This window comes from Vulcanisaeta sp. EB80 (assembly GCF_002078205.2).
The window spans coordinates 1-22178 of sequence record NZ_LCWN02000033.1; the positions used below are offsets into that span (position 1 = coordinate 1).

Here is a 22178-nt window from a genome sequence, read left to right on the forward strand (position 1 = left end):
GCTAGTACTTCTATGCCGTATATCGTGATACTAAGTCGATAAGCATTTAATTTATTGCTGGGTGGTTTTGGTTGTGATGGTTGGCTTTGTTTTTGTTGGTGGTGTTGTTTATTCATCCTTCGAGCCATTGGTCAGGGCTGACTCTCTGGTTGTTGTTAATGGTAGGGTTGCGTATGTCGGTAGTGAGGATAAGGCCCTGAGGATTGCCGATACGCTTGGGCTTAATGTCATTGACCTAAGGGGTAGGGTTGTAATGCCCGGCTTCATTGACTCCCACGCGCACCTAGACTCACTAGGCATCAGCCTCAACTCACTCGATCTACGCGGTGTCGATAGTATAGAGGAGTTGAAGAGGAGGCTTAGGGAGTATGCAGACAGGGTTAGGACTCGCTGGGTCTATGGGCGTGGTTGGGATCAGGAATTATTTAGGGAGGGTAGGTGGCCGAGCAGGTTCGACCTGGACTCCGTGATTAACGATAGGCCTGTTGCTTTAGTGAGGGTTTGTGGTCATGCTGCTGTCCTGAACACGAAGGCCCTTGAATTGTCCGGCCTACTGAACTCGAGGGACCCGGACGTCGTTAGAGACGAGAGGGGTGAGCCGACGGGAGTTGTAGTGGAGAGGACCCTGGACAGGGTTAGGGAGCTGATTAATGAGTCGTACACCGTGAGCGATTATGAGGATTTCATACTGAGCGCCATGAGGTATGCAGCATCCCTTGGAGTTACTACGATAGGCTTCGTCTCGGTCAATCTAAGAAGCCTCCAAGCCCTAGTGAATCTCGAGAGCAAGCTCGGTGCGTTGCCCATAAGGGTTAGGATTTACCTAAACCCTGAGGATCACGGAGTCCTCCCCGAGTCACTGCTCCGTCCTACTCCTCATTCGCATGCGTATGTGGTTGAAATCGTGTAATTGAAATTATTAAGTTTTTTGTTTCATTCACAAGAGGGGTTGGGGTGGTTAACCTCTGGTTTACCGCCGGTATACCTCTGGCTAACCTCCGTGACTTGGAGTAAAAAATGGTGTTTTTGATGCGATTTTCCTCGGCTGGTGCTCGTATAATTAATCAGAGTCTTACTGCCCAGTGCATGGGCACCTTGTCCCTGGGCGCTTTGAACCCACAGTTTTCACAAACCATGATCCTTCCTTCCTCTTGGGTTAGTTTGTGATGGCATACTGGGCATATTGTGCTTGGTAGTCTCTTGAACTCGTACGGTACGCCGTACCACCGTAGTTGGGTGGTGAGTAGCTTAACGAACCTCCTCGTCTCGGCCAGGTAAACCTTCCTCAAGCCCCTTGGTATCTTCTCCTCGATTAACTCCCTCCTCGACTCCTCAATCATGTCGTCAATCAACACCTCAGCTCTTAACCTAAGGGCCTTCATTACCAACTCATGAACCCTCTTTTGTGCGAAGTCCCTTAGGTATGCGTAGACCTTCCTCCTCAAAGCCTTGATTTCCCTCCACAACCTTTTGGCCCCTGGGGTTGAACCCAACCCCAACCTCTTCAACTTACCCAATTCCTTACTTAGTTTCTCAGCCTTGTGGTACCACGTATCAATAAGCCTAAGGTTTGGTCTCAATGGTGAGTACTCCGCAATCCTATTGCTTGGATTAACTATGCCGTAGGCGACACCGTTACTCCAAACATTCACATCAACAACAAGCCTATAACCACTAGGCACGTAGGGCTCCACCACACGCTCAGCCACCAAAGCCAAATAAGGCTCGTTGTCTCTTAAACCAATCATTGCGAACCTCACATCACCGCCCTCCCTAATCCTATCAACGACCCAGCTGGGCATTGGGAGTTCGATAGAGTAGCCAGACTCGTTTTTGCAGACCTGGCGCAACCTAATGACACTGCCCCTAAAGTCAAGAACCACAGGTGCTTTCCTATCACCCTTCATGGAGCCGTCACCATAAACCCTCAGTGTCTTCAGCGGCATCCACGTTCTCGCGAACCACCTCTTCGGTGTAACACCAAAGACTAAACTTTCCTTAAAGTCTCTGAAACCATAGAGTTGATGTTCAATAGTTCTGGGCATGTCTGGTACCCAGACCTCGTATCCTCGGTAGACTAGGTTCGTGAGGGCCATTAAACGCTTAATGTAATCAACATCGCACTTGTCCCTAGGCAGTTTAATGAGTACCGCCCTCCCCGCAATCATCAACTATCACCAGTATCTTCACTCTTCTGCCTTGTAGGTCTTTGATTTTGGGTTGGTACTCCCTACTGATGTATATGCCCACATCCTTACTCGTTACCTTGGTTATACTACCCTCAAGATAGACTACACAATCCACAAAAGCACAATCTGTAATAGCTTAAAAAACTTTCTGAGAAAGAAAGACTTAAATCTCAGACAAAATAAGGGTTAAACAGTCCCAGTGGGGTAGTCGCCCCACCAGGAGCCAGCCCCGAGGCAACCTGAACACTGATGCCCCAAGGATGGGGGCAAAGTCCCGACAAGGGATGAGCGGGTGATTAGGGTCGCTGGGATGCAGGGAAACGGGGCATGGGTACCTTAGGATAAACGGTATCAAGGTTATTGCTGACGGATCCCTGGGCGCGAGGACTGCGTGGCTCTCCAGGCCGTACAACGATGAGCCAGGTAATTCTGGGAGGCTTAATTACGATAAGGACACGCTGTTAAGGATTGCTAGGGAGAGTGATGAAGCCGGTCTTCAATTAGCGATTCATGGTATTGGGGACGCAACGATAGACCTAATCCTGGGTATTTACGAGGGCTTAGGCGGCGCGTCAAGGCTTAGGCATAGGATTGAGCACGCCTCAGTGCTTAGAGAGGACTTAATACGGAGGATCGGTAGGCTGGGCGCGGCAGTGGCTGTTCAACCGCATTTCGTAGTAAGTGATTGGTGGGTTATTGATAGGGTTGGTGTCGAGAGGGCTAGGTACGTTTACCCATTTAGGACGTTGGTTAATGCCGGTGCGAGGGTTGGCTTCAGTACGGACGCCCCAGTCGAGCCATTGAACCCCTTCGAGACTGTGTATGCCGCAGTGACCAGGGGGCGCTATGAGAACATTGAGTTGCTAAGGTATACGGAGAATGAGACCCTAAGTGTTAGAGAGGCGCTTCATCTATACACGTGTGGTTCCGCGTACCTACTCCATGAGGAGAATCACGTATGTAGGCTGGAGCCTGGTTACCTAGCGGACTTCATAGTACTCGATAAGGACCCATTAGGTGTCGATGATAGGGAGTTGAGGGAAATGAAGGTTCTCGAAACCTACGTTGGAGGTGTTAGGGTGTATCCTGCGGATTAGAAAGCCGCAACCTCATTAACGCCTCTAATCAACCTGCCCATCCTAAACCTATCCAGCGCGAATGTGTCCCTAAACGTCCTCGACTCACCATACTTAATCATTTCTGTTATCATGAGTGCAAATGCGGGTGCTAGCTTGAAGCCGTGCCCACTCAGGCCAACGCAGAGTATTAGTTTTTTGATAGGCTCATCGATTATGGGCATCCAGTCAGGCGTCACATCGTAGAGCCCCTGCCAACCGCCCATCAGCCTAGCCCCCTCAAACCAGCGGAAGCGCTTGGCGGCTCTCTCCATAACATCGAGCGAGTAATCGAGGGATGGTGGAGCCAATGGATTAAACGTGTCTGGGTCCTGCCAAACATCCTCCGGTGGGTACAACAAGCCCATTAGGGCATTGCTGGAGCCCTCGGGCCTTATGTAAAAGTTATTCACGTAATCAAACACGTTGGGTAGGGGCCTACCAGTATCTACCCTGACAATCCTCTCTATGATGTTCCTAATCGGCAGATTTAGTTGTGGCAGGACCTTGGGCGTCCACACGCCTGTGGCTATCACGTAATACTCAGCCCTTATAGTATCATGGCTCTTCACCAACTCGATGCCACGTACCTCGTTGTTTTTAATCAACGCCCTGACATCATCAATCACAAACTCGACGCCTAACTCCATAGCCCTCCTCATTATCGTGTTCGTGTACAACCCAGTGTCGGCATAGCCTGCATCCTCCTCATAAATGCCAAGCTCGCCATCCATAACCTCAGCATCGAGCAACTCCCTAATCTCACCACCGCCTATCAGCCTAACCCTCGCGCCGATCTTCCTCAGCATGTCGTGTATTGCACGCATGTTAGCCTCGTTATTGCCTATGACCAATAACCCCGTTTTTGTGAAGACGTTAACACCAAATTCTTTGCTGAAGTTCATGAAGAACTCATGGCTATAATGCGACATCCTAGCCACGTCCTCATTGGTGTAATAGCTCCTAACTAAACCAAGGGAGTAGGCGGTCATGCCCTGGGCAACACCCCTTGAGTCAACAACCAAAACCCTAAAACCCTCCCTAGCTAGGTAATAGGCTGTTGTAGAGCCCGTAGAACCGGCACCAACCACAACGACGTCAAATCCTTCACGCATAATGCATCCTTTATTGTCATTAAAGCCAACTTTATAACTGATATGTTGTTTCCCACTTAGGGTATGGTTGTCGCATGTACAAGGGATTGCTACGATACGTGCATATTCGGTGAGAAGTATGAGCCATTGAGGTTGTTCCCAGTAAATGGTTTCACATGTGCCAGAGGTAGGGCGGATTTGATTAGGAATGAGAGGAATAGGGTTTTGTCTGCTTATATCGATGGTAGGGAGGTTGGGGTCGAGGAGGCGATTAGGTATGTGGCTAGGCTGTTTAAGGAGGAGTTGAAAAGAAATCCTGCCAGGATATTACGTACAGACTATGATGGTAATCAGGGATTGCTAACGTGGTATTACCCAGACAGGTTATTCAATGTGATTGGTGCATCACAAACTGATAGATCCATATGCTCCTCAGAGGGTCATGCAGCCATTAAGGCTCATTATGGCACGAGTATGGGCGCATTACCTGAGGATTTCCTTAAGTACGATACGGTGGTACTCTGGGCCTTTCCAGCCAGTATCTCGGCCCCGCATATTTGGGCGTTGCTTGTTAAGAAGTTTAAGGTGGCTATAGACGTTAGGCTTAGTGATACAGCGAGGAAGTCTGATAGGGCAATCATTGTTAGACCTGGCACGGACGTATTCCTCGCAATAGGCGTAATCAAGGTCTTGATAGAGAAGGGTCTCGTTGAGGGTAAGGTTAAGCATATTGAGGAATTGGCTAATTACGTTAAGGTTTTCTCCCTTGACTATATAGCTAGCGTAAGCGGTGTATCCGTTAATGATATTACCTGGCTTGCGGAACTGTATCATGAACGCAAACCCATAACTCTCATCGGCTTTGCCCTTGGCAGGTCCTTAAATGGTGGTGATGCAATAGGCATAATATCGCTAATCCCAGCCCTAGTCGGTATAAAGAGGGGCTATTACTACTCGAACTCCCTGGGTTGGGGAATAGACTTTGACTACTTACGTGGTCTCCACATGGCTAGGTCATCCAGGGTGATACCCATGGCGGAATTCGGGGACTATATCGAGCGAGGAGAGGTTAGTGTTGTGTATGTTTGGAATGAGAATCCAGCAATCACATTGCCAGGTGGTGATAGGCTTATTGAGGCGGTTAGGGAGGGTAGGGTCACGTTGATCGTTCATGACCCATTCTGGTCAGACACGGCTAAGATTGCCGATGTAGTTATTCCAGCGCCAACATTCCTCGAGAAGTATGACGTGGTTTATAGCTATTGGCATGATTACCTGGTATATAATGAACCAATAAGGCCATTGAGAGGTGTTACCGAGGTGGACCTTGTGAGGTTAATAGCCAAGGAGGTAGGTATAGACCATCCACTTCTTGCTGAGGACCCGTGGAAAGCGGTTGATACGGCAATAAGGGGTGCTGGTGTCACGTTGGATGAATTGAGGAGTAAGAAGATAGTTCGAATGAAACCCAAGCACCTACCTGCAGAGGAGCCGGATGCTCTGCCCCTACCTAACCCTATCGAACCAGAGCCTCTTAAAAATAACGAAGTGTATCTAGTGTTTACATCGCATCCATTGTATACGAATACCCAGTTTCGTGAGGTATACGGTAAACTGGAACCGATTGTCTATACGCACGACCATGAAGGCGTGTTACTGCTCAGGACCAGTCGTGGTATGGTTAGAGTTAGGGCCGTAAAGGATCCAAGCATTCCACCTGGTTTGGCATTGATTTATAAGAATAGTCTTGTAGATCTTGACGGCAAACCTATAAACGGCATTATTGAACCATATAAGGGGAAGTACGCTGGTACGCCCAGATTAAATGGTATCAAGGTTAGGATTATTGCGACATAGCCTAGTGATAAAGATCCTACGTCATTTATAGTTATTTCAACATATCTTTACTAATGAATTAAGTCATGGTGGCTTTATCATCATATGTATATTGTCACTTTAAAGGTTATGCTTTAAATTAATTTACTTAACGGTGTGGAAATGGTCGTTAAGCTAGTGAGGAATTCGGTTAAGGAGGTTAGGAATTTCCTAAGTAAACTTGGTTTGTCTGTGGGTAGATGCTTTGATGATCATGAGTTGGTGTCACTATTAAGGAGCATAAACACTGGGGATAATGATTATTGGTTATTGGGGTGGAAGGAGTATGATACATCAGATCGCGCATCAACCTTCATCGTAATGCTCATGGATAGTGAGTATAGGGAGTACGTGATCAAGGTCTTAGTGAGTATTGGGACTATTGGTATAACGCTTCCCATCAACTACCTAGATCTTGGTGATGATGCCACTGGTGTGACTATAATGATGGGTGACGGGGTGGCTCACATATCAGGGAGAATATTGTGCATAAGGAAAATTAGGGTGAAGAGGATACCTTAGGAACTTCCCTGAACCTTAACACGCACCTTACTCCTAAGCTCCTCTATCTGCTCCCTCGTAACCTTAACATACCTACTCAACAGCTCTATTGGGACGTAGGCAAACCTGTCACTCATTCTCCACGTTGGCTGGACCTTACCGCCAATGTTTATTTTGGCACCACAGAACTTACACCTACCATCCTCAGTTAGGTTGACCTCGAGTATATCGAACCCCCTCCTCTTAATCACGACCCTACCGCAGTTAGGGCAGTACGTGTTTTCCAGCGGATGTCCTGGCACATTACCGACATAAACGTACTTAAGACCCTCCTCCTTAGCCACCCTAGCGTGCTCCTCCAAGGACTTTATTGGTGTTGGTGGTAGGTAATCCACCTTATAGTCTGGGTGAAACCTCAGGAAGTGTATTGGCGTGTCAGGCCCTAGGTTATCCACGATCCACCTAGCCAACCTACGTGCATACTCCAGGTTATCCCCTATTTCAGGCACCACTAGGTCCGTAACCTCTATGAATACACCCTTACGCTTCATTTCAAGGAGCGCTTGGAATATTGGTTCTGGGTCAGGGACCAATGAGAATTTCCTAAGGAATTTTGGTTCAGCATTACCTTTGAAATCCACCGTGGCTGCATCAAGGAACTTGGAAAGTAGATCCACGGCCTCATCAGTCATGTACCCGTTGGTCACGAACGTATTAAATAACCCCCTCTTCCTAGCCAGCACACCCACATCATGTGCGAACTCCATGAATATTGACGGTTCATTGTACGTATAAGTAACACCCTGAGCACCATAATCCTCAGCCAACTCAACAATTTTCTCAGGAGTTACCTCAAAACCCTCGAGAACCCTACGTTGACTAATATCGAAGTTCTGGCAGTATTGGCAAGCCCAGCTACAGCCATACGTCGATAGGGAGAGGACCATGGAGCCCGGATTAAAGTGGTAAAGGGGTTTCTTCTCGATAGGGTCTACGGCGATTGCCGATATCTTTCCATAAACCATGAGGTAAAGCCTGCCTCCTAGGTTCCACCTAACGCCGCAAAAACCGTACTGCCCATCGGATAGTTTGCACCTCCTCGCGCATGCTGTGCATTCAACCTTCCCGTCAGGCAATACCCTGTATAATGTGGCCTCTTTCATTACTCCCTTAGAGATCTTCAAAATAATAATTAAAAACCTTACGAGAACACTCAAGCAAGGCTCCTTGATTGATGATGGAGATTATGTGGGGGTATGTTTTTTAAGCTGTGCGTGTTTGGTTGCAATGTATGCCAAAGAAGAGGAAGAACAGAGGGCGTCATAAGGGCGATAAGGGTAAAGAACCAATGGTCTATTGCGACAATTGCGGTAAGCTTGTGCCTAGATCTAAGGCTGTTAGGGTTACGGTACCCTACTCACCAGTACCTGCCGACCTAGCTAGGGAGTTGGAGAAGCAAGGTGCCATTGTGCCCAGGTACTACGTAACCAAGACCTACTGCATAAACTGCGCGATTTACTTAGGTATACTGAAGGTTAGGGCTGAGGATGAGAGGAAGAGGAAGGTAACCATTACCAGGTCGCCAGTACGTAGAGAAGGCACTACAATACCTCCAGTAACTAAGCCGGCTCAATCACAGTCACCACCGCCAACACAACCCGGTAGTCAGGAAGCACAAACCAAGTCCTAAAATCGATATCTCCTATCTCCACATTTAATATGTAAGGTAAATAACATACCTCACTCTAATGTAAAGTAAACGCATCATCTATCGTTACCTATCTATACGGCTTAGTTCATCAGTATCATAGAGGGAACTCTTATTAAGCCGTGAAATCCAAATATGAGGTAATGGCATTTGGTGTGGACGAAACAAGGAGAGTTGAAATTCCTAGTAGTGAAACTATTAGAAGGGGTCCCACAAGGCTTGAGTTAACCTTTGTGGAGAGCCCGAGGGATTTCATGAAGGATTTTAAGGTCGTGTTCGATCTATCAATAATTAGGGAGATAACTCTTGGTAGGAGTCCTGAGAACGTGGTCGTGATACCGGACCCAACGGTGTCGAGAAAGCATGTCGTAATTACTGTGGTTGGTAATGAATTATTAATCAAGGATTTGAACAGTACCAACGGTACATACGTACTTGATGGTAATGAGTTCAAGAGAATTAGTGAGTATAGGTTTAGTAATGAGACCGTTATTAGGTTAGGTTATTACACAGTAATTAGGTTATCAGTGATAAGCGAATCCTCAGACTCAGGTTAATTAGGGAGGGTTCTTCATCATCCAAGGCTTTGCAATAATCTACTCAGCACTGCGAGCACCTCATCGGTGTTCGAAGGTCTTAAGCTTGGATTTACCTCAAGACCTCTCATTATCATTGAAGCCAACTCGGGCGGTACATCAGGTCTGTAATTGCTTATTGGTGGTACAATCAATTGCCCACTGCTCAGCCTATAAAGGTGCGGGTTTATTCCAGTGAGCATTTCGTAGAAGATGCACGATAGGGAGTATATGTCAGACCTCACGTCGGCAATACCCTTACTAACCTCGGGCGCTGCGTAGGCTATGGAGAATTGGGATACGTAGGACTTACCACCAACCATGATCTTAGCAGCCCCTAAATCACCAAGCTTCAATACCCTCCTATCCTTATCCTTAAACAATATATTCTCGGGTTTCAAGTCCAGGTGCAGTATATTGGCCTTATGAAGTTCGGAGAGGGCCAGTGTTATTGCGTAGGCTATCTTAAGGAACTCCCTGAGATTGAGCGGGCCCCTTTCTCTCAATAAATCCCTTAATGAGCCTCCCTCCATATACTCCATAATCACGTATGGCGGCTCATCCAAGTAATCCTCCAGGGTCTTGTAGGGTATCTTCCCATCAGGTGGTATGTGAACCTCAAACACCTTAACGATGTATGGACTATCAATCAGTAGGTACTCACTCATTTCCTTCTTGAACGATGAGAGGACCCTCATATCGCTAGCCAGCTGGTTGCCCCTTAAGTCCCTGTCCTTAAGGACCTTTATTGCGTAAACCCTGTTCAACTCATCCCTACCCCTAAGGACGTAACTAAAGCCGCCCATCGCAATAATACTATCTACCAGGTACTTACCGCCGAGCCATGCGCCCAACCACGATAACGGCGGCCTAAGACCCCTAATGAACCTTAACCTAGTAGGTCTCAGGTACATCACCACGAATATTAATACTAGGATTACGACACTAACCCAGGTTAACCTAAGTAATGGATATAAGCCGTACATCAACGTTAGTAGTGTTAATGCTATGGCGATATAGCCCGCATACCTCTTAACCATAGGCATCACGGAAACCACCGCCGGAACTAGCGTAATGTAAAGGTAGGGATTCTTCAGGGCTAATAATGTGTATGCTGACGGTATGAGTAGCGAGACCCCCAGGTAAGTGATTACAGTATCAAGTACATCCTCAGTAAAATCAATCCTATGCATGATTACGACATTTCTTATGGCTATAGTGAACGAGGACATGAATAATAATAATGAATTAGCGATTATATACAAACCTGTGGGTATGGGGTTCACGTAACTCATATATAGCAGGTAAGCCACGTAAATGCTCAACAACGCAAGTAGTGCCCTTACATCCGCAACCCTTAAGGAAAGCATTAATACTATTAAACCTAGGAATACCGCTATCGCATCGTAAAAGCCGGTGGCTATTATCAGGTAAACCATGGATATTGCCATCACGACCTCAGCCATAACCTGTATCAATAACCACAAGTCCTTGAGTGGGTATTTCCTAAATAATTCGTAGGAAATAATAAATAACGCAACCACAGAAAGGACGTATTGAATACCAATTCTCATTATGAATAATAGACTGATGAGTAGTATGACTCCAGGTAATGCCTTAACCACCTTACTAAAGTCCACAACCACTCACGTTAAGCACAACTTAAAAGGCTAATTTAATAAGGGTTTTCGAAATGAGGAGGGTTCACATAATAGTTCACGGCTTAGTGCAAGGCATTGGCTTTAGATCATTCGTGAACCGAAACGCGAGGAGACTTGGTGTTAAGGGCTTCGTCAGAAATCTCGAAGATGGCTACAGCGTTGAGATAGTTGCTGAGGGACTTGATGAAGCCGTAGAACAATTAATAAATATTGTGAGGAGGGGACCGCCAGGCGCCGTAGTTGAGGATATGGAGATTGAGGACCAGGAACCAAGGAACGAGTTTAAGGACTTCGAAATTAGGTACTAGGGTACTTAATCATTCCACCACCACACGGCTTTGGTCCTGAGCTCAATAAATCCTGGACTAACTGCCTTGCGGTGTCTGTTAAGTCGAGATTTAGCGCCTCACTTAAGCTAAAGAAATTGACCTCTAGGGCGTCGCTCGAGGCTCTTGGTTCACCACTAATGGGATCGACTAGGTAGTCCATGAGTAGGAAGTGGTACTTAACCCTGCCTTTGGTGTCCAGCTCCACATATTGATAAATGCCAAAGAGACCAAGCACCCTACCTACAATACCTGTTTCTTCCATTAACTCCCTAAGTACGGCATCCTTAGGATCCTCGCCAGCCTCAACCATACCACCCGGTATTGACCACTTACCCCTATTTGGTTCCGCACCCCTTCTTACGAGCAGTATCTTGTTGTCCTTAATGACTATGGCCCCAACACCAACCAGGGGATAGCGTGGGTATTCACGGCTCACGGTGATAAACCCTCAACATTAATAATTTAAGTACTAACTCGCATTATATTTAAAAGGCTTAACAACCCCTAATTCTCGTATGGAGTGCAATAACGATAGGGTGAGGAGCATTGTTGATGGTTTGGGTGATAAGGAGCCTCTTGAGGCTTACCAGACGTTGATTGAGGAGAACTGCTTTGGTAGGGCCATGATCTACGATGTTGGTGGTAAGTACCTGGTTTACATGAAGGATGAGGAGAATGCCTGTATTGAGGAGACGAATTCCATAGATAGGGCTAGGGATTTGGCGAAGGCGTTTGTGGACTCCGTGTGTTCCTGACTATGTTAGTTAAGGTAATTCTCTCGGCGGATCTCCATGAATTGATTGGCGCTGAGATATTGAATGTGAGCTTACCAGAAAATTCCACCGTGAAAGACTTAATACTACGTCTTGGTTCATTAAATAATGCCATTTTGAAATTACTGCTTCGTAATGATGAGCTCAACGAGAATTACATAGTCATAGTCAATGGGAGGGATATTCATTGGCTCAATGAACTAAATACCGCTCTTCATGATGGTGATGAGGTCTTGATAGCGCCAAAAGCCTTCATTTCCTAACGTATAAACCATAGCGTCTAAATTGTGGGACCTAACTAAAGGCTTAATTATTTCCTTATAATTTACTAACTCTAATGCGTAGGGGGAAATTATTAGGTATTTCCGAGGCTCTTGACCTGATAAATGATGGAGATGAAATAGCGATTGGTGGTATGAGCTTCCACAGAAACCCGATGGCTATGGCATTGGCAATAGCGAAATCCAATAAGAGGGACCTGGCATTGATCGATAGGGAGCCAGGCCTTGCCTTCGACCTATTAACCATATCAGGCAGGGTTAAGAGGATTAGGGCTGCCATGGTGACCTTCGAGCATTTTGGAATAGCACCCGGCTTTAGGAGGATGGTTGAGAACGGGGAGGTTGAGTTCATAGAGGATGTGTGCGAGGGCGTTATGAGTGGATTAAGGGCTGGCGCCTATGGACTCCCATTCATGCCCTCAGGAATAACTCTAGAGAGTGACTTAGTGAAGCTAAATGTAAAGAGAGGTTTATGGAGTATTATTAAGGATCCATTTAGCGGTGAGGAGTTGGTGGTCGTTAAAGCCATAAGGCCTGACGTAGCGATAATACATGCGCATAGGGCTGATGAGAAAGGTAACGTAGAATTGCTAGGTCCTAAGTATGAAGATCTGTTGAAGGTGCAAGCCTCCAGGAAGGTCATAGTCACGGTTGAGGAGTTGGTACCCGAGGACTATTTCAGGGAGAATCCCGAAAGGCTAACAATACCAGGTTTCCTGGTGACCGCTGTTGTTCACGCACCGAGAGGTGCCTGGCCAACATCGATGTATGGGCGTTATGGGGCCGATTACGGCATTATAAAGAGGTACTTTGACTCTGTTAAGGCTGGTCTTGGCATTAATGATGTGCTCAAGGTGTTTGAGAATGCCTGGGATGGATGATGTGATTAAGTGCATGGCTCAGCAGTTGAGGGATGGTGACATTGTTTACACAGGTTTAGCCTCAGTACCAGCGGTACTTGCTGTAATGCTTGCCAGGTATTGGGGTCGCGAAATAACATTCCTAAATGTGGCGGAGATTTACGAGCCAGTCGACGTATCAATAACACCCTCATCGGGTGACCCGAATGTATTCATTGGTGGCAGGGGTATCGTAACAAGCCTGGACGTGTTTGATTTAGCAAGGCGCGGGCTCCTTGATGTAATGTTCTTCTCCGCGGCCCAGGTTGATCGTAGGGGTAACATGAACCTCTCGGTAATCGGTAATTACGAGAAACCCAGGGTTAGGCTACCCGGTGGTGCCGCTGCGGCGTATCTGTGCAGGAGGGCCCGTAGGATTATTATGTGGTTGAAGGAGCACTCGAGCAGAACGCTTGTGGAGAGGGTTGATTTCATAACAGCTCCAGGCCCCACGGTGAATGGGCCTAAATTATCGATTTGTACGCCAAAGGCTTTATTCGAATTCGACAATAGCATTGGCGAGTTGGTGTTGGTGGGGTTATTGCCGGGGTCTACAATCGATGATGTCATTAATAACATGGGATTTAGGCCTAGGATTAGAGAGCCCGTGACAATTCTTGAACCAGTTACGGAGGATGAGGTGAGATTGTTAAATAAGTGGGATCCCAATAACGTAAGATCAAGGTGAAACTTAGGTGAATATAGTCATTAGGAAAGCCGTGGAGTCTGACGTCCCCCAGATAATCAGTTTCACAATGAACACATTTCCCTGGGGCGATTATGTACCTAGGGTAATTGATGGGTGGGTTAGGGATGGCACAGCCTATGTAGCCCTAGTTAATGAGGAGGTTGTTGGTGTGATAAACCTGGTATTACTACCAACGGGCGTTGCTTGGCTTGAGGGTCTTAGGGTAAAATCGACCTATAGGAGGCATGGCGTGGGTACGGCATTAACAAATTACGCGCTGGACCTCGCTAAGGCAGGAGGTGCCAGGTACGCAATGTTGATGATTGCTGAATGGAATAATGCCAGCCATGGACTAGCACGTAAACTCAGTTTTAGGCCTGTGCTTAATGTATATGGAGGAATTACGAGGGGATCCCCAGCACTTCGTGTGACGGATCGTGATGAGATCAAGAGGTTTGTTGAGGAGGCGCTGGATAAAACCAATGGCTACTTCTGCAGTACGGTTAATCATTGGGTTTGCACGAGGGCTGATGTTGACTATGTCCTATCAATGACTAGGGAGGTCTATATTAGTAATGGAGGTGTGGGGTTCAATGGAGGCTTCTCTGTTGGGAAACCCACGTCACCGGTTAGGATGGAGATGCTGGCCACCGAACGCGGCGATTTTGAGGAGTACTTCGGCATGTATATTGTTTATGAACTAGCTCTATGATTGAGTTCACAGCATTTTATTCTCGATTTTATAGGCACCAAGTATTATCGCACCTGCACTCCTTGACGCTTCAACAAGTTTCTTACCCATTTCATCACCACCCTCTGCGGGGTACACCAGTAATGCGTAGCCTATGGCTTCTCCAGGCCATCCATAAGCATACGCCAACAATAAATTAAGCCCTGTGGCCGCCTCGATCGTAGTTAAAACCTTGCCCAGGGTACCCGGCTCATTAGGCATAGCTATGTGTATTATGAAGACACCTCCCTGTATCGTCATGGCTAAATCATACAGTTTAGTAAATCTGCATATCCTCAACCATTCTCAGGAAATTAGCCCCAGTACTCGAGCTCACAAACCACACACGCAATGTTGATATTTCAATTAATTCCTCAAAATAAAGTAAATGAAACCCAACCCCAACCCTGAGAGCCAAGTTATGAGAGTCTCGGGAACACCCCTTGGCGGGTTTTACGGCGTTAGTTTAGGCTGTTCGTTAGATAAGAAAGTTAATACATTATATGACGTTGCAATTTATCGGAGAAATTCGTGACACATTAACAAGGTATAAAACTATTGAGGATATCCTACAATGGTGGACCGGCCGGGATTTGAACCCGGGATCTCCCGCGATCTGTTACCTTGAGCAGACGGTTCGCCAAGCCTATGCGGGACGTTCGTCCCTGGGCATCCTTCCAGGCTAGACTACCGGCCCGTATTTATCGCTGTTTGTTTGGGATTTAAGTTTTTTGTTGGTGGCTGATGGTGTGTTGATTAGGGGATGGCAGGTCTTGCTTGGGTGTCTCGTTAATTATTGGGGTTAGGTTTTCATGATTATTCGTAGTGTTTATTACCGTTGGTGATTAGGCCCCGTAGGGCTGTTAGGTATGCTGATGCTGTGTGTCTATCCAGTCTATACTTCCTCATTAACTCGTCGTGCTCCTCTGAGTTCGTTGTCCCCCTTGGGCTTACGTATTTGACCTCAATGCTGTATAGCGGTGCCTTTAGGGCTATCTTCTCAATGATTGAGCTCCTGAAAACCATGACCTTGTGGTTGTAATTCTCATGACCCCTATCACCTCTCTTAATCCACACTAGCTTTAACCTGCCAAGAACCTCCGGGTTCTCTAGGAACAAGGTCTTAACACCGTGGCGATAAGCGTAATCTAGTAATTCATGAATCCTCATGCCGATTATGCTCCAAGCCTTGTGCCTGGGGAAGCCTCGTGTAGTTACCTCGCTAAACCAGAACGTCCTGTGGTCGATGAGTTCACCGTCATCGTTAATAATCGCCAGGTTAATCCTATCGGTATTAACATCAACGCCACCAATGAGCTTACCATTATTTCGTCTATATCTAACCATGTGCTCATAGTAAACATCCAGCGGTACCGTCATATGAACCTCACCGTGGATCCAGAGCCGGTTATTCCTAACACCAACACCGTCAATCACAACCCTACCCATGTACTCAACATGCTCCGTAATGGTTGCATCAAGTAATGCCTTGTAAATCTTGGGTATTGTGGGCTTTATAACAACCCTACCAATCGACCCATCATACCTATTTGTTGTTATGTGAAACTCATGGTTTGACTTCAAGGTAATGTTCCTATTTGGATACTCCAACTCGCTCTGTTGAAACATGAGCCAATCACCCAACTCAACACCCCTGAAATCAACACCCAAAGCCCTACATGATTCGTAAACACCCATCACCAGAGTCACAACGCCGTCGGCATACCTACGATTCGGAACAATTCCATAGGCAATGCTCCTAAACATATTCACCCAACCAATCTTGTTACCAGGCAAGACCTGCTGCTGTTTCGCCAAAGACAAAACCTAACTGTATCCCTGGAGTCCCGAGACCCGTAGGGCGAGGAACCCCTGGCGACCGTTGGCAAGCCACTACGGTGAGCGGCCCCAGGGAGACCGTCGAGAAGGAGACGGTGGAGACAACAAGCCTCTACCGTCTCCTGAGAGACGGTTAGGTTTTTGTGGCCTATTCCTTGTCTTCATTCTTGATGGGTCTGTGGCTTCTTGGTGCTAGTTTTGGTTTGGTTGGTTTGTCCTGGGTTATTATGGAGTTTGCATCATCCTTAAGGTTCAGTGTTGATTATAGGTTTGTGTACATTAGGGAGAGGCTGAATTACCTTATGCCGCTCTACCTCGTGGGTGTTGGTGCTGTGGTTCTTACGCTCATCACGCCTTTCCCTTGGCCCAAGGCTTACCTATCCTACGTGACTGTGCTTGGTTTGACGGTTGGTGGTAGGGTCTTCTTTAATAGGGTTAGGAAGAGGGTTGTTAGGTCTCTCGACGTTTACGACCTAGACCTAGACCTACTGATTGTCTCCATTGCTATCGCTTTGCTGCCAATAAGCCTGATGCAGCTTGTGCTCACGATGAATTTAGTTTCCACCGCAGTTTTGTTCGTGGAGGTCATAATCATGTACGTTAGGGCACGTAAGAGGCAATTTGATGTTGGTCAACTCAGTGCCCTCATTTACTCCATGCCATTGTTAGCGATGTCCCTCTACTCATTGGTGCTGTCGGTGATCGACATTGCGATCTTCGCGGTATCCCTATTCGCCCTAGCCCTATTCATGAGCGACTTTGTATACCTCATGATGGTTAAGTGATCGCTAAAAGCTTTATTTTTGGGCTTCATGGTTGCATATTGGGTGATGAATACTGGACCAGGTTGATCGATGATGCGGAGAACCCGGGCTGATTTGAGGCTGAATGTTTAATAGGGGTGGTGTCTGTGAATTCTCGTGAGCAGGTACCTCAGGCTTTTCTACCTATACATGAAGCAGAGGTATAGTGCCTGGTTCCTATTGGTGCTGCTCTTCACGGTAATCATCGAGGTCGTAGACGTAATCTCCGTGGACAACACCTACGTGGTCAACCCCCTCCTTAGTGTTAGCAGGTACATGGTCCTGGTTTTATTCCTCGACTTAGTTATCGTGTTAATGATGGTAATTACCGTATTCTTCATGCCAACCTACTTTAGTCGTTCTGAGATTGAGTTTGTATTCACCACGGGGTGGGATCCTGGCTCTTTCGTGATGATGAAGGTTGCTGGTGATGGTGTGTATATACTACTGCTTATTTTGGCGTTAACGATCTACTACTCATTACATCTAATCATGATCAACCCTTTGTTACTAATACCGCTTTACATAATCAATGTATCCCTGATAAGCTTCATAATGTCGGGGCTGCTCCTCTACCTGCATGTCTTGGCTATGCGGTTTAGGGCGATAATAATTGCGGTGTTTACGGTATACCTCATTGTAACAACACTGCTCAATATAAATGCCAATGTCTTATTCAGTGCGATAGAGCCCTTACCGCAGTACACAATTGCCCTATCCATGGTATCCCTAGCCATGGTGATGCACCTACGTAGGTTTGCCAGGGAGATTTCAGTGAACATATACGGTCTTCATCAGGATCACGTGGTTGGAAGCTACAGGGCGTTATTCGACAACGTTGGTAGTAGATTTTACGCGGTCTTCATAACGTCCATGTATGGTCAACAATCTAGCAGGAGGGTTCCCATACCCGTTAGGTTAAATGGCTTACTCGTGTCCGTGTTATTATCCACGTTATTCGCGGTCATGTACGGAATCCTCATTGTGAGGAATGACCACCCTGAGTTGGTGAGTTTCCTCATATACTACGTCTCATTCTATGTAATACTAATGGCGTCCCTAATACTTGGTAGCACATTGACTTTTGAGAGGCCTTGGATCAACTTTACTTCGGGTGTTGCCCATATTGACTATATTAGGTTAAGGATGGGATCCAGGTTGTTGATAACCTACCTGGTTACGCTACCCTGGATCTTAGTTAACGCACTCATATACTATTTATTTCATGAAGTTGTCACCATCATGATCATAGTCCCGTTGATCGCGTATCCACCACTCATGGTGCCCCTGTCCTGGCTATTAATGATACTAACAAACCTACCACAAACGAGGGATTTAATGCTTGATTATAGGCCAATTAGGTTTAGTGTGAGCGGTGCGTTCAGTGGTATTGTTGTCACGGTATTGGCTGGCTTATTGTTAACTCCAATCTTCGTTTGGCAGTACCTTCATGTAAGTATTGAGTTAACATTGATCGCATTACTCGTGGAATTGGCAATCTCATTGTTGGTGTACGTCTTATTGCTGTATTCGGGAGTTGGTAGGTATGTTTGGGATTGGTTTATTGAGAAGTTGAGTGTGATCGGTTATTCCTAGAATGGTTTTTATATGGAACGAATAATTGGTTGCTGAATGGTACATAGTAGATTGAGGAATTATATTCTATTCCAGAACCTAGCCAATGGATTGGTATCCCCATTTATAAGCTTCCTAGCCACAATCATAGGCGTGCCCAGTATTGGTGTGGGCATCGTCTCATCGGCATCTTCATTCTTTAGTGGTGTTGTTCAATTACCACTGAGGAGAATAAGGAGTGTTGAATCCCTACTAAAGTCCTCCACATTACTCCTCGCGATTCTATGGCTAGTAATGGCCCTGGTAGCCTACGGAAACCCACTATTGTATGTGGTAACCTACATAGCCATAACGATAATTGGTGGTATGAACTCCTTTGCCTGGTTGATAATACTGGAAAGATTAAGTAGGGGTAGTAGAGGCAGGGTTTTAGCAACATACGCGTTCTACGGCTCCATAGGTAGCCTAGCAGCTACGTTGGTTACGGGCTTCATAGTCGGTAGTAACTACGCCTTGATGCGCTACGTATTTCTCGTGAGCGGTTTTCTCATTTTAATCAATGCCGTCAACATATGGGCACTCAGGTCAATAGATCTAGAATCACCGTCGACACTATTGGGTGCGAGAGGTCCATTGGATAGCTAATAAATAATGGGAGATTGAGGAGGTTCTTATTGATAAATACGCTGTTTGCAATAGTGTGGAGCTTCGCATGGCCGTTATTCCCACTCGCCCAGGTGTATCTGCTTAGTATGAGCGTGGAGCAATTGGCCATAGTCAATGTAATCAGTGGCGTCTCCACAGTAATCCTACAGAGGCATGTGGGTAAATTATTCGATAAGAATAGGAAGTTGGTAATGTTCTTGGGAAGGTTATTGCTCGTGACATTCCCATTATCCTACGCCCTGACGCCAAATGTGTACGTGATATACCTAGCAAACACGATAGCGGGTTTCACAAACTCCGCGTCTAACATAGCGTACATATCCTTTGTTTACGATAATTCTGAGGATAGGAAAACCGCGGTTAGCCTCTACAATCTATTTTACGGCATAGGGACGTTCATTGGGTCCCTAATGGGTGGTGCCTTGGTGGCTTTGGTTTCGAACTATGTTGGGTTGAGGCCTAGTATTAGGTATCTTCTTCTTGGTGATGCGGCGGCTAGGGCTTTGGTTTCCACGTTATATATCGGCGTTTAGTAAAGATTTTATTAGCAATTCCATGAATTTCATTTGTGGGAGGATGTTCACCGTATTCATAGTAGGTACGGCAGGATCAGGCAAGACCACCCTTGTCAATAGTTTTGCCGAGTGGCTTGAGAATAACCAGTATGATGTAGCTATTGTTAATTTAGATCCAGCTGCTGAATACGTACCTTACATACCCGACATAGACATTAGGGACGTTGTTTCTGCGAGGGAGTTAATGAGGAAGTACAAGCTTGGGCCTAATGGTTCTATAATAGCTGCCATAGACATGCTCGCGGTTAGGGCTCAGGAGATAAAGAGCCAGGTCATGGACATAGGTGCCAACTACGTGCTTGTGGACACGCCAGGGCAGATGGAGTTGTTCGCGTTTAGGAGTGTTGGTTCACTTCTCATAAATAGGCTTAGCATGGATAGGTCGGCTGTAGTCTTCGTAATAGATGCGACCCAGGCCCAAACACCCAGTGGTTACGTGTCATCCATGCTGCTCGCCTTATCAACCCAGTTTAGGTTTAACCTGCCCCAGGTCAACGTAATGAATAAGGTCGACTTACTAGATAGGTCAACGCTTGATGAGATCCTCGAGTGGAGTGAGGAGACAGACCTACTCAGGGAAACACTCCTATCCAGTCAGGCCAATAAGTTGGAGTCTGACTTAAGTGTGAGGATTACGGATGTTCTGACGGCCGTGGGCACTATGCCCAAGCCAATACCAGTAAGTGCGAAGACTGGCGAAGGCCTCGATGCGCTATATAGGATCCTTCATAATATCTATGTTGGCGGTAGCGATTATGACTACCTAGAATAGGGCGTGTAAACCTCACCAGTGCTCCTAAGCATCACATAGCCAGGTCTTGGGCTCACCTTACTTATTCTGCGTATGAACTCCCTAACCGTCGGTTTGTTAATGCTTGACTTAGCCACCACTATATCGAACTCCTCGAGGGCTAATGGTCTTGTGGTTAATCCCATGGTTAATGCCTGACCTGCCGTTGCAATGCCGTAATCCGCAATACCCCTAACAATCTTCTCGGTGACCTCCACATGGGTCTTAACCACATCATTATAACCCCTAATGTTCCTCCTCAACTCATCGACACTATAGCCCGTTTGCGCCGCAATACCATTAAGTAGCAACTCAATCACTAACCTAGTGCCCGATCCCGGGTTCCTATTAACCATCTTAAGGCCCAGTATGTCGGTGATATCACTAATGCTTAGGTGAGGTCTATGAACTATGCCCAAGAGCCTCAGGTAACCCCTTATGAGTACCACACCATCCCAGACACCGAACGAGCTTATGTAGGGCACATTGTACTCACCACTTGATGGGTCGACCAGGTGTATCCCGGCAATATCGGCTAGTCCCAGGGTCACCATATTGAGTCCACCCATTGATCCAACCCAATACGCGTCTATGCAATAGCCCTCATTCCTCATATCCTCAATCACATCCCTAACCAAGCAATCATCACTACCCGCGTAAACGGTATCGCAAACTGAACCGTTGGGATTCCACACATACCTCTGGGTTATTGACCTGTACCTATTCAGTAGATCCCTCCCTTCATCCGTTAATGCCATACCACCCCTATAACCCCTCCTGGGTTTCACAACCTTAGCCTCCACCCCACTCTCCAGCCTATTTATTAACTCCCAAGCCCTTGAGTAGGGAATACCAAGATCCTTAACGGCAGAGAGCAATGATCCCCTCTTCTCAAGCGCCTCAAGGAGCCTAGCGGTTATATTGTCCATGACAACCTTACCATCCCTCTCAAGGGCCACCTCAAGCCTATACCTGAGCCTACCCACAGATATCGCATTAAGTAATTAGCTGGGAATTTAATATACATTGCCCTCGCCCTATACAGAATGGTTTATTAATTAGTCATGGATTAGACATACTCCCTTATGGTCATCAAGGCATTAATACTAGATCTAGATATGACGCTCGTTAATACACTACCCAGGTTCCTAGCCGTACTAAGGGATTGCGCCGCTAGGTATGGCGTAGTGATAAGCGATGATACGAATCACTTATTGAATATTTACTATAGAGATCCATCACTAAGTGAGGTTCTGCATGATTTATCCAGGAATTACTGGTTCTGGCATAATTGTTGGTTAGAGTACATAAATAGGAGAAGTTATGGCGAGGTATTCCCTGGCGCACTGGATGCCTTACGCACGCTCCGCAACATGGGTAAGAGACTTATGATAGCAACAGGTAGGGAGTTGGAGTGCTGGCGCATGGATGATGAACTTAAACACTATGGTTTTAAGGAGTTAATAGAGGGTTGCGTATCGCTTGGTGATTTAGGACCTGGGCACGACAAAT

Annotated in this window: 26 protein-coding genes, 1 tRNA gene and 1 pseudogene; 18 read left to right on the forward strand and 10 right to left on the reverse strand. The window is 46.5% G+C overall.

Features of this window, described 5'->3' with window-relative positions; genetic code table 11:
• Positions 1-76: 76 nt before the first annotated feature.
• On the forward strand, positions 77-910 hold the full coding sequence (locus B7L70_RS06980) for an amidohydrolase (protein WP_238376146.1): 834 nt from the start codon (positions 77-79) through the stop codon (positions 908-910).
• A gap of 154 nt (positions 911-1064) precedes the next feature.
• Here B7L70_RS06980 and B7L70_RS06985 read toward each other — a convergent pair whose 3' ends face one another.
• Together B7L70_RS06985 and B7L70_RS13400 are read right to left on the reverse strand one after the other, a co-directional pair.
• Positions 1065-2168 (reverse strand): zinc ribbon domain-containing protein, encoded by a 1104-nt coding sequence (locus B7L70_RS06985; RefSeq protein WP_081227158.1) that lies wholly within the window; start codon positions 2166-2168, stop codon positions 1065-1067.
• Entirely contained in the window at positions 2140-2304 is a 165-nt protein-coding gene (locus tag B7L70_RS13400) for a hypothetical protein (protein ID WP_162009125.1), read from the reverse strand. Before B7L70_RS13400 ends, B7L70_RS06985 begins: the two co-directional genes overlap by 29 nt.
• 190 nt (positions 2305-2494) lie before the next feature.
• On the opposite strand from B7L70_RS13400, the gene B7L70_RS06990 reads away from it, so the two are divergent.
• A complete protein-coding gene (locus tag B7L70_RS06990) occupies positions 2495-3286 on the forward strand; it encodes an amidohydrolase (RefSeq protein WP_081227159.1) in 792 nt (263 codons plus the stop codon).
• On the opposite strand, the gene B7L70_RS06995 is transcribed toward B7L70_RS06990, so the two are convergent.
• On the reverse strand, positions 3283-4419 hold the full coding sequence (locus B7L70_RS06995) for an FAD-binding oxidoreductase (protein WP_081227160.1): 1137 nt from the start codon (positions 4417-4419) through the stop codon (positions 3283-3285). The genes B7L70_RS06990 and B7L70_RS06995 overlap by 4 nt on opposite strands.
• 63 nt (positions 4420-4482) lie before the next feature.
• Between B7L70_RS06995 and B7L70_RS07000 the strand changes: the two genes are divergently transcribed.
• Both B7L70_RS07000 and B7L70_RS07005 read left to right on the forward strand, forming a co-directional pair.
• Positions 4483-6255, forward strand: coding sequence for a molybdopterin-dependent oxidoreductase (locus B7L70_RS07000; protein ID WP_081227161.1), 1773 nt, complete (start codon positions 4483-4485; stop codon positions 6253-6255).
• Positions 6256-6396: 141 nt separating this feature from the next.
• Entirely contained in the window at positions 6397-6795 is a 399-nt protein-coding gene (locus B7L70_RS07005; protein WP_081227162.1) for a hypothetical protein, read from the forward strand.
• On the opposite strand, the gene amrS is transcribed toward B7L70_RS07005, so the two are convergent.
• A complete protein-coding gene (gene amrS, locus B7L70_RS07010; protein ID WP_081227163.1) occupies positions 6792-7937 on the reverse strand; it encodes an AmmeMemoRadiSam system radical SAM enzyme in 1146 nt (381 codons plus the stop codon). The genes B7L70_RS07005 and amrS overlap by 4 nt on opposite strands.
• Positions 7938-8065: 128 nt before the next feature.
• Here amrS and B7L70_RS07015 point away from each other — a divergent pair.
• Positions 8066-8347 (forward strand): annotated as a pseudogene (locus B7L70_RS07015) (30S ribosomal protein S26e); the annotation flags it as partial.
• A gap of 278 nt (positions 8348-8625) precedes the next feature.
• Positions 8626-9039: an FHA domain-containing protein gene (locus tag B7L70_RS07020; RefSeq protein ID WP_081227165.1), complete on the forward strand. Its 414-nt coding sequence runs from the start codon at positions 8626-8628 to the stop codon at positions 9037-9039.
• A 17-nt stretch (positions 9040-9056) separates the two neighbouring features.
• On the opposite strand, the gene B7L70_RS07025 is transcribed toward B7L70_RS07020, so the two are convergent.
• Positions 9057-10697 (reverse strand): serine/threonine-protein kinase, encoded by a 1641-nt coding sequence (locus B7L70_RS07025; RefSeq protein WP_238376147.1) that lies wholly within the window; start codon positions 10695-10697, stop codon positions 9057-9059.
• A 53-nt stretch (positions 10698-10750) separates the two neighbouring features.
• Here B7L70_RS07025 and B7L70_RS07030 point away from each other — a divergent pair, with 53 nt between their 5' ends.
• On the forward strand, positions 10751-11026 hold the full coding sequence (locus B7L70_RS07030; RefSeq protein WP_081227166.1) for an acylphosphatase: 276 nt from the start codon (positions 10751-10753) through the stop codon (positions 11024-11026).
• Here the strand turns inward: B7L70_RS07030 and B7L70_RS07035 are convergent.
• A complete protein-coding gene (locus tag B7L70_RS07035) occupies positions 11016-11483 on the reverse strand; it encodes an NUDIX hydrolase (RefSeq protein ID WP_081227167.1) in 468 nt (155 codons plus the stop codon). The genes B7L70_RS07030 and B7L70_RS07035 overlap by 11 nt on opposite strands.
• Before the next feature lie 79 nt (positions 11484-11562).
• Here B7L70_RS07035 and B7L70_RS07040 point away from each other — a divergent pair, with 79 nt between their 5' ends.
• The 5 genes from B7L70_RS07040 to B7L70_RS07060 all read left to right on the forward strand — a co-directional run bounded on the left by B7L70_RS07040 (position 11563) and on the right by B7L70_RS07060 (position 14400).
• The gene (locus tag B7L70_RS07040) at positions 11563-11802 is read left to right on the forward strand and encodes a hypothetical protein (RefSeq protein ID WP_081227168.1); all 240 of its coding nucleotides are present in this window, start codon (positions 11563-11565) and stop codon (positions 11800-11802) included.
• Between the two features lie 2 nt (positions 11803-11804).
• Entirely contained in the window at positions 11805-12083 is a 279-nt protein-coding gene (locus B7L70_RS07045) for a MoaD/ThiS family protein (protein WP_081227169.1), read from the forward strand.
• A 74-nt stretch (positions 12084-12157) separates the two neighbouring features.
• Positions 12158-12982, forward strand: coding sequence for a CoA transferase subunit A (locus B7L70_RS07050; RefSeq protein WP_081227170.1), 825 nt, complete (start codon positions 12158-12160; stop codon positions 12980-12982).
• Positions 12966-13688, forward strand: coding sequence for a CoA-transferase subunit beta (locus B7L70_RS07055; RefSeq protein WP_081227171.1), 723 nt, complete (start codon positions 12966-12968; stop codon positions 13686-13688). The genes B7L70_RS07050 and B7L70_RS07055 overlap by 17 nt, the downstream gene beginning before the upstream one ends.
• Positions 13689-13695: 7 nt before the next feature.
• Positions 13696-14400, forward strand: coding sequence for a GNAT family N-acetyltransferase (locus B7L70_RS07060; protein WP_238376148.1), 705 nt, complete (start codon positions 13696-13698; stop codon positions 14398-14400).
• Between the two features lie 6 nt (positions 14401-14406).
• Here the strand turns inward: B7L70_RS07060 and B7L70_RS07065 are convergent, their stop codons facing one another.
• The 3 genes from B7L70_RS07065 to B7L70_RS07075 all read right to left on the reverse strand — a co-directional run bounded on the left by B7L70_RS07065 (position 14407) and on the right by B7L70_RS07075 (position 16185).
• On the reverse strand, positions 14407-14679 hold the full coding sequence (locus tag B7L70_RS07065; protein WP_238376149.1) for an amino acid-binding protein: 273 nt from the start codon (positions 14677-14679) through the stop codon (positions 14407-14409).
• A 314-nt stretch (positions 14680-14993) separates the two neighbouring features.
• Positions 14994-15115 (reverse strand) — tRNA-Ala (locus B7L70_RS13405).
• Between the two features lie 119 nt (positions 15116-15234).
• Positions 15235-16185 carry a hypothetical protein gene (locus B7L70_RS07075; RefSeq protein ID WP_081227180.1) on the reverse strand — a complete coding sequence of 317 codons (951 nt, stop codon included), beginning with the start codon at positions 16183-16185 and terminating at the stop codon, positions 15235-15237.
• A 242-nt stretch (positions 16186-16427) separates the two neighbouring features.
• Here B7L70_RS07075 and B7L70_RS07080 point away from each other — a divergent pair, with 242 nt between their 5' ends.
• The 5 genes from B7L70_RS07080 to B7L70_RS07100 all read left to right on the forward strand — a co-directional run bounded on the left by B7L70_RS07080 (position 16428) and on the right by B7L70_RS07100 (position 20648).
• Positions 16428-17042 carry a hypothetical protein gene (locus B7L70_RS07080; RefSeq protein WP_081227172.1) on the forward strand — a complete coding sequence of 205 codons (615 nt, stop codon included), beginning with the start codon at positions 16428-16430 and terminating at the stop codon, positions 17040-17042.
• 135 nt (positions 17043-17177) lie between these two features.
• Complete coding sequence (locus B7L70_RS07085) at positions 17178-18656, forward strand: hypothetical protein (RefSeq protein ID WP_081227173.1); 1479 nt, start codon at positions 17178-17180, stop codon at positions 18654-18656.
• A 36-nt stretch (positions 18657-18692) separates the two neighbouring features.
• A complete protein-coding gene (locus B7L70_RS07090; RefSeq protein WP_081227174.1) occupies positions 18693-19280 on the forward strand; it encodes an MFS transporter in 588 nt (195 codons plus the stop codon).
• A 14-nt stretch (positions 19281-19294) separates the two neighbouring features.
• The gene (locus B7L70_RS07095; RefSeq protein WP_238376150.1) at positions 19295-19834 is read left to right on the forward strand and encodes an MFS transporter; all 540 of its coding nucleotides are present in this window, start codon (positions 19295-19297) and stop codon (positions 19832-19834) included.
• A gap of 22 nt (positions 19835-19856) precedes the next feature.
• On the forward strand, positions 19857-20648 hold the full coding sequence (locus B7L70_RS07100; RefSeq protein ID WP_255408851.1) for an ATP/GTP-binding protein: 792 nt from the start codon (positions 19857-19859) through the stop codon (positions 20646-20648).
• Here the strand turns inward: B7L70_RS07100 and B7L70_RS07105 are convergent.
• Complete coding sequence (locus tag B7L70_RS07105) at positions 20636-21652, reverse strand: substrate-binding domain-containing protein (RefSeq protein WP_081227177.1); 1017 nt, start codon at positions 21650-21652, stop codon at positions 20636-20638. The genes B7L70_RS07100 and B7L70_RS07105 overlap by 13 nt on opposite strands.
• Positions 21653-21751: 99 nt before the next feature.
• Here B7L70_RS07105 and B7L70_RS07110 point away from each other — a divergent pair.
• The coding region (locus tag B7L70_RS07110; RefSeq protein ID WP_143701578.1) for an HAD family hydrolase at positions 21752-22178 on the forward strand (427 nt) is incomplete at its 3' end.

Bases quoted from the DNA above. Each gene is read 5' to 3' on its own strand.
- B7L70_RS06980 (WP_238376146.1), top strand. From the start codon at position 77: ATGGTTGGCTTTGTTTTTGTTGGTGGTGTTGTTTATTCATCCTTCGAG.
- B7L70_RS06985 (WP_081227158.1), bottom strand. From the start codon at position 2,168: ATGATTGCGGGGAGGGCGGTACTCATTAAACTGCCTAGGGACAAGTGC.
- B7L70_RS06995 (WP_081227160.1), bottom strand. From the start codon at position 4,419: ATGCGTGAAGGATTTGACGTCGTTGTGGTTGGTGCCGGTTCTACGGGC.
- B7L70_RS07000 (WP_081227161.1), top strand. From the start codon at position 4,483: ATGGTTGTCGCATGTACAAGGGATTGCTACGATACGTGCATATTCGGT.
- B7L70_RS07005 (WP_081227162.1), top strand. From the start codon at position 6,397: ATGGTCGTTAAGCTAGTGAGGAATTCGGTTAAGGAGGTTAGGAATTTC.
- amrS (WP_081227163.1), bottom strand. From the start codon at position 7,937: ATGAAAGAGGCCACATTATACAGGGTATTGCCTGACGGGAAGGTTGAA.
- B7L70_RS07020 (WP_081227165.1), top strand. From the start codon at position 8,626: ATGGCATTTGGTGTGGACGAAACAAGGAGAGTTGAAATTCCTAGTAGT.
- B7L70_RS07030 (WP_081227166.1), top strand. From the start codon at position 10,751: ATGAGGAGGGTTCACATAATAGTTCACGGCTTAGTGCAAGGCATTGGC.
- B7L70_RS07040 (WP_081227168.1), top strand. From the start codon at position 11,563: ATGGAGTGCAATAACGATAGGGTGAGGAGCATTGTTGATGGTTTGGGT.
- B7L70_RS07045 (WP_081227169.1), top strand. From the start codon at position 11,805: ATGTTAGTTAAGGTAATTCTCTCGGCGGATCTCCATGAATTGATTGGC.
- B7L70_RS07050 (WP_081227170.1), top strand. From the start codon at position 12,158: ATGCGTAGGGGGAAATTATTAGGTATTTCCGAGGCTCTTGACCTGATA.
- B7L70_RS07055 (WP_081227171.1), top strand. From the start codon at position 12,966: ATGCCTGGGATGGATGATGTGATTAAGTGCATGGCTCAGCAGTTGAGG.
- B7L70_RS07065 (WP_238376149.1), bottom strand. From the start codon at position 14,679: ATGACGATACAGGGAGGTGTCTTCATAATACACATAGCTATGCCTAAT.
- B7L70_RS07075 (WP_081227180.1), bottom strand. From the start codon at position 16,185: ATGTTTAGGAGCATTGCCTATGGAATTGTTCCGAATCGTAGGTATGCC.
- B7L70_RS07080 (WP_081227172.1), top strand. From the start codon at position 16,428: ATGGGTCTGTGGCTTCTTGGTGCTAGTTTTGGTTTGGTTGGTTTGTCC.
- B7L70_RS07090 (WP_081227174.1), top strand. From the start codon at position 18,693: ATGGTACATAGTAGATTGAGGAATTATATTCTATTCCAGAACCTAGCC.
- B7L70_RS07100 (WP_255408851.1), top strand. From the start codon at position 19,857: ATGAATTTCATTTGTGGGAGGATGTTCACCGTATTCATAGTAGGTACG.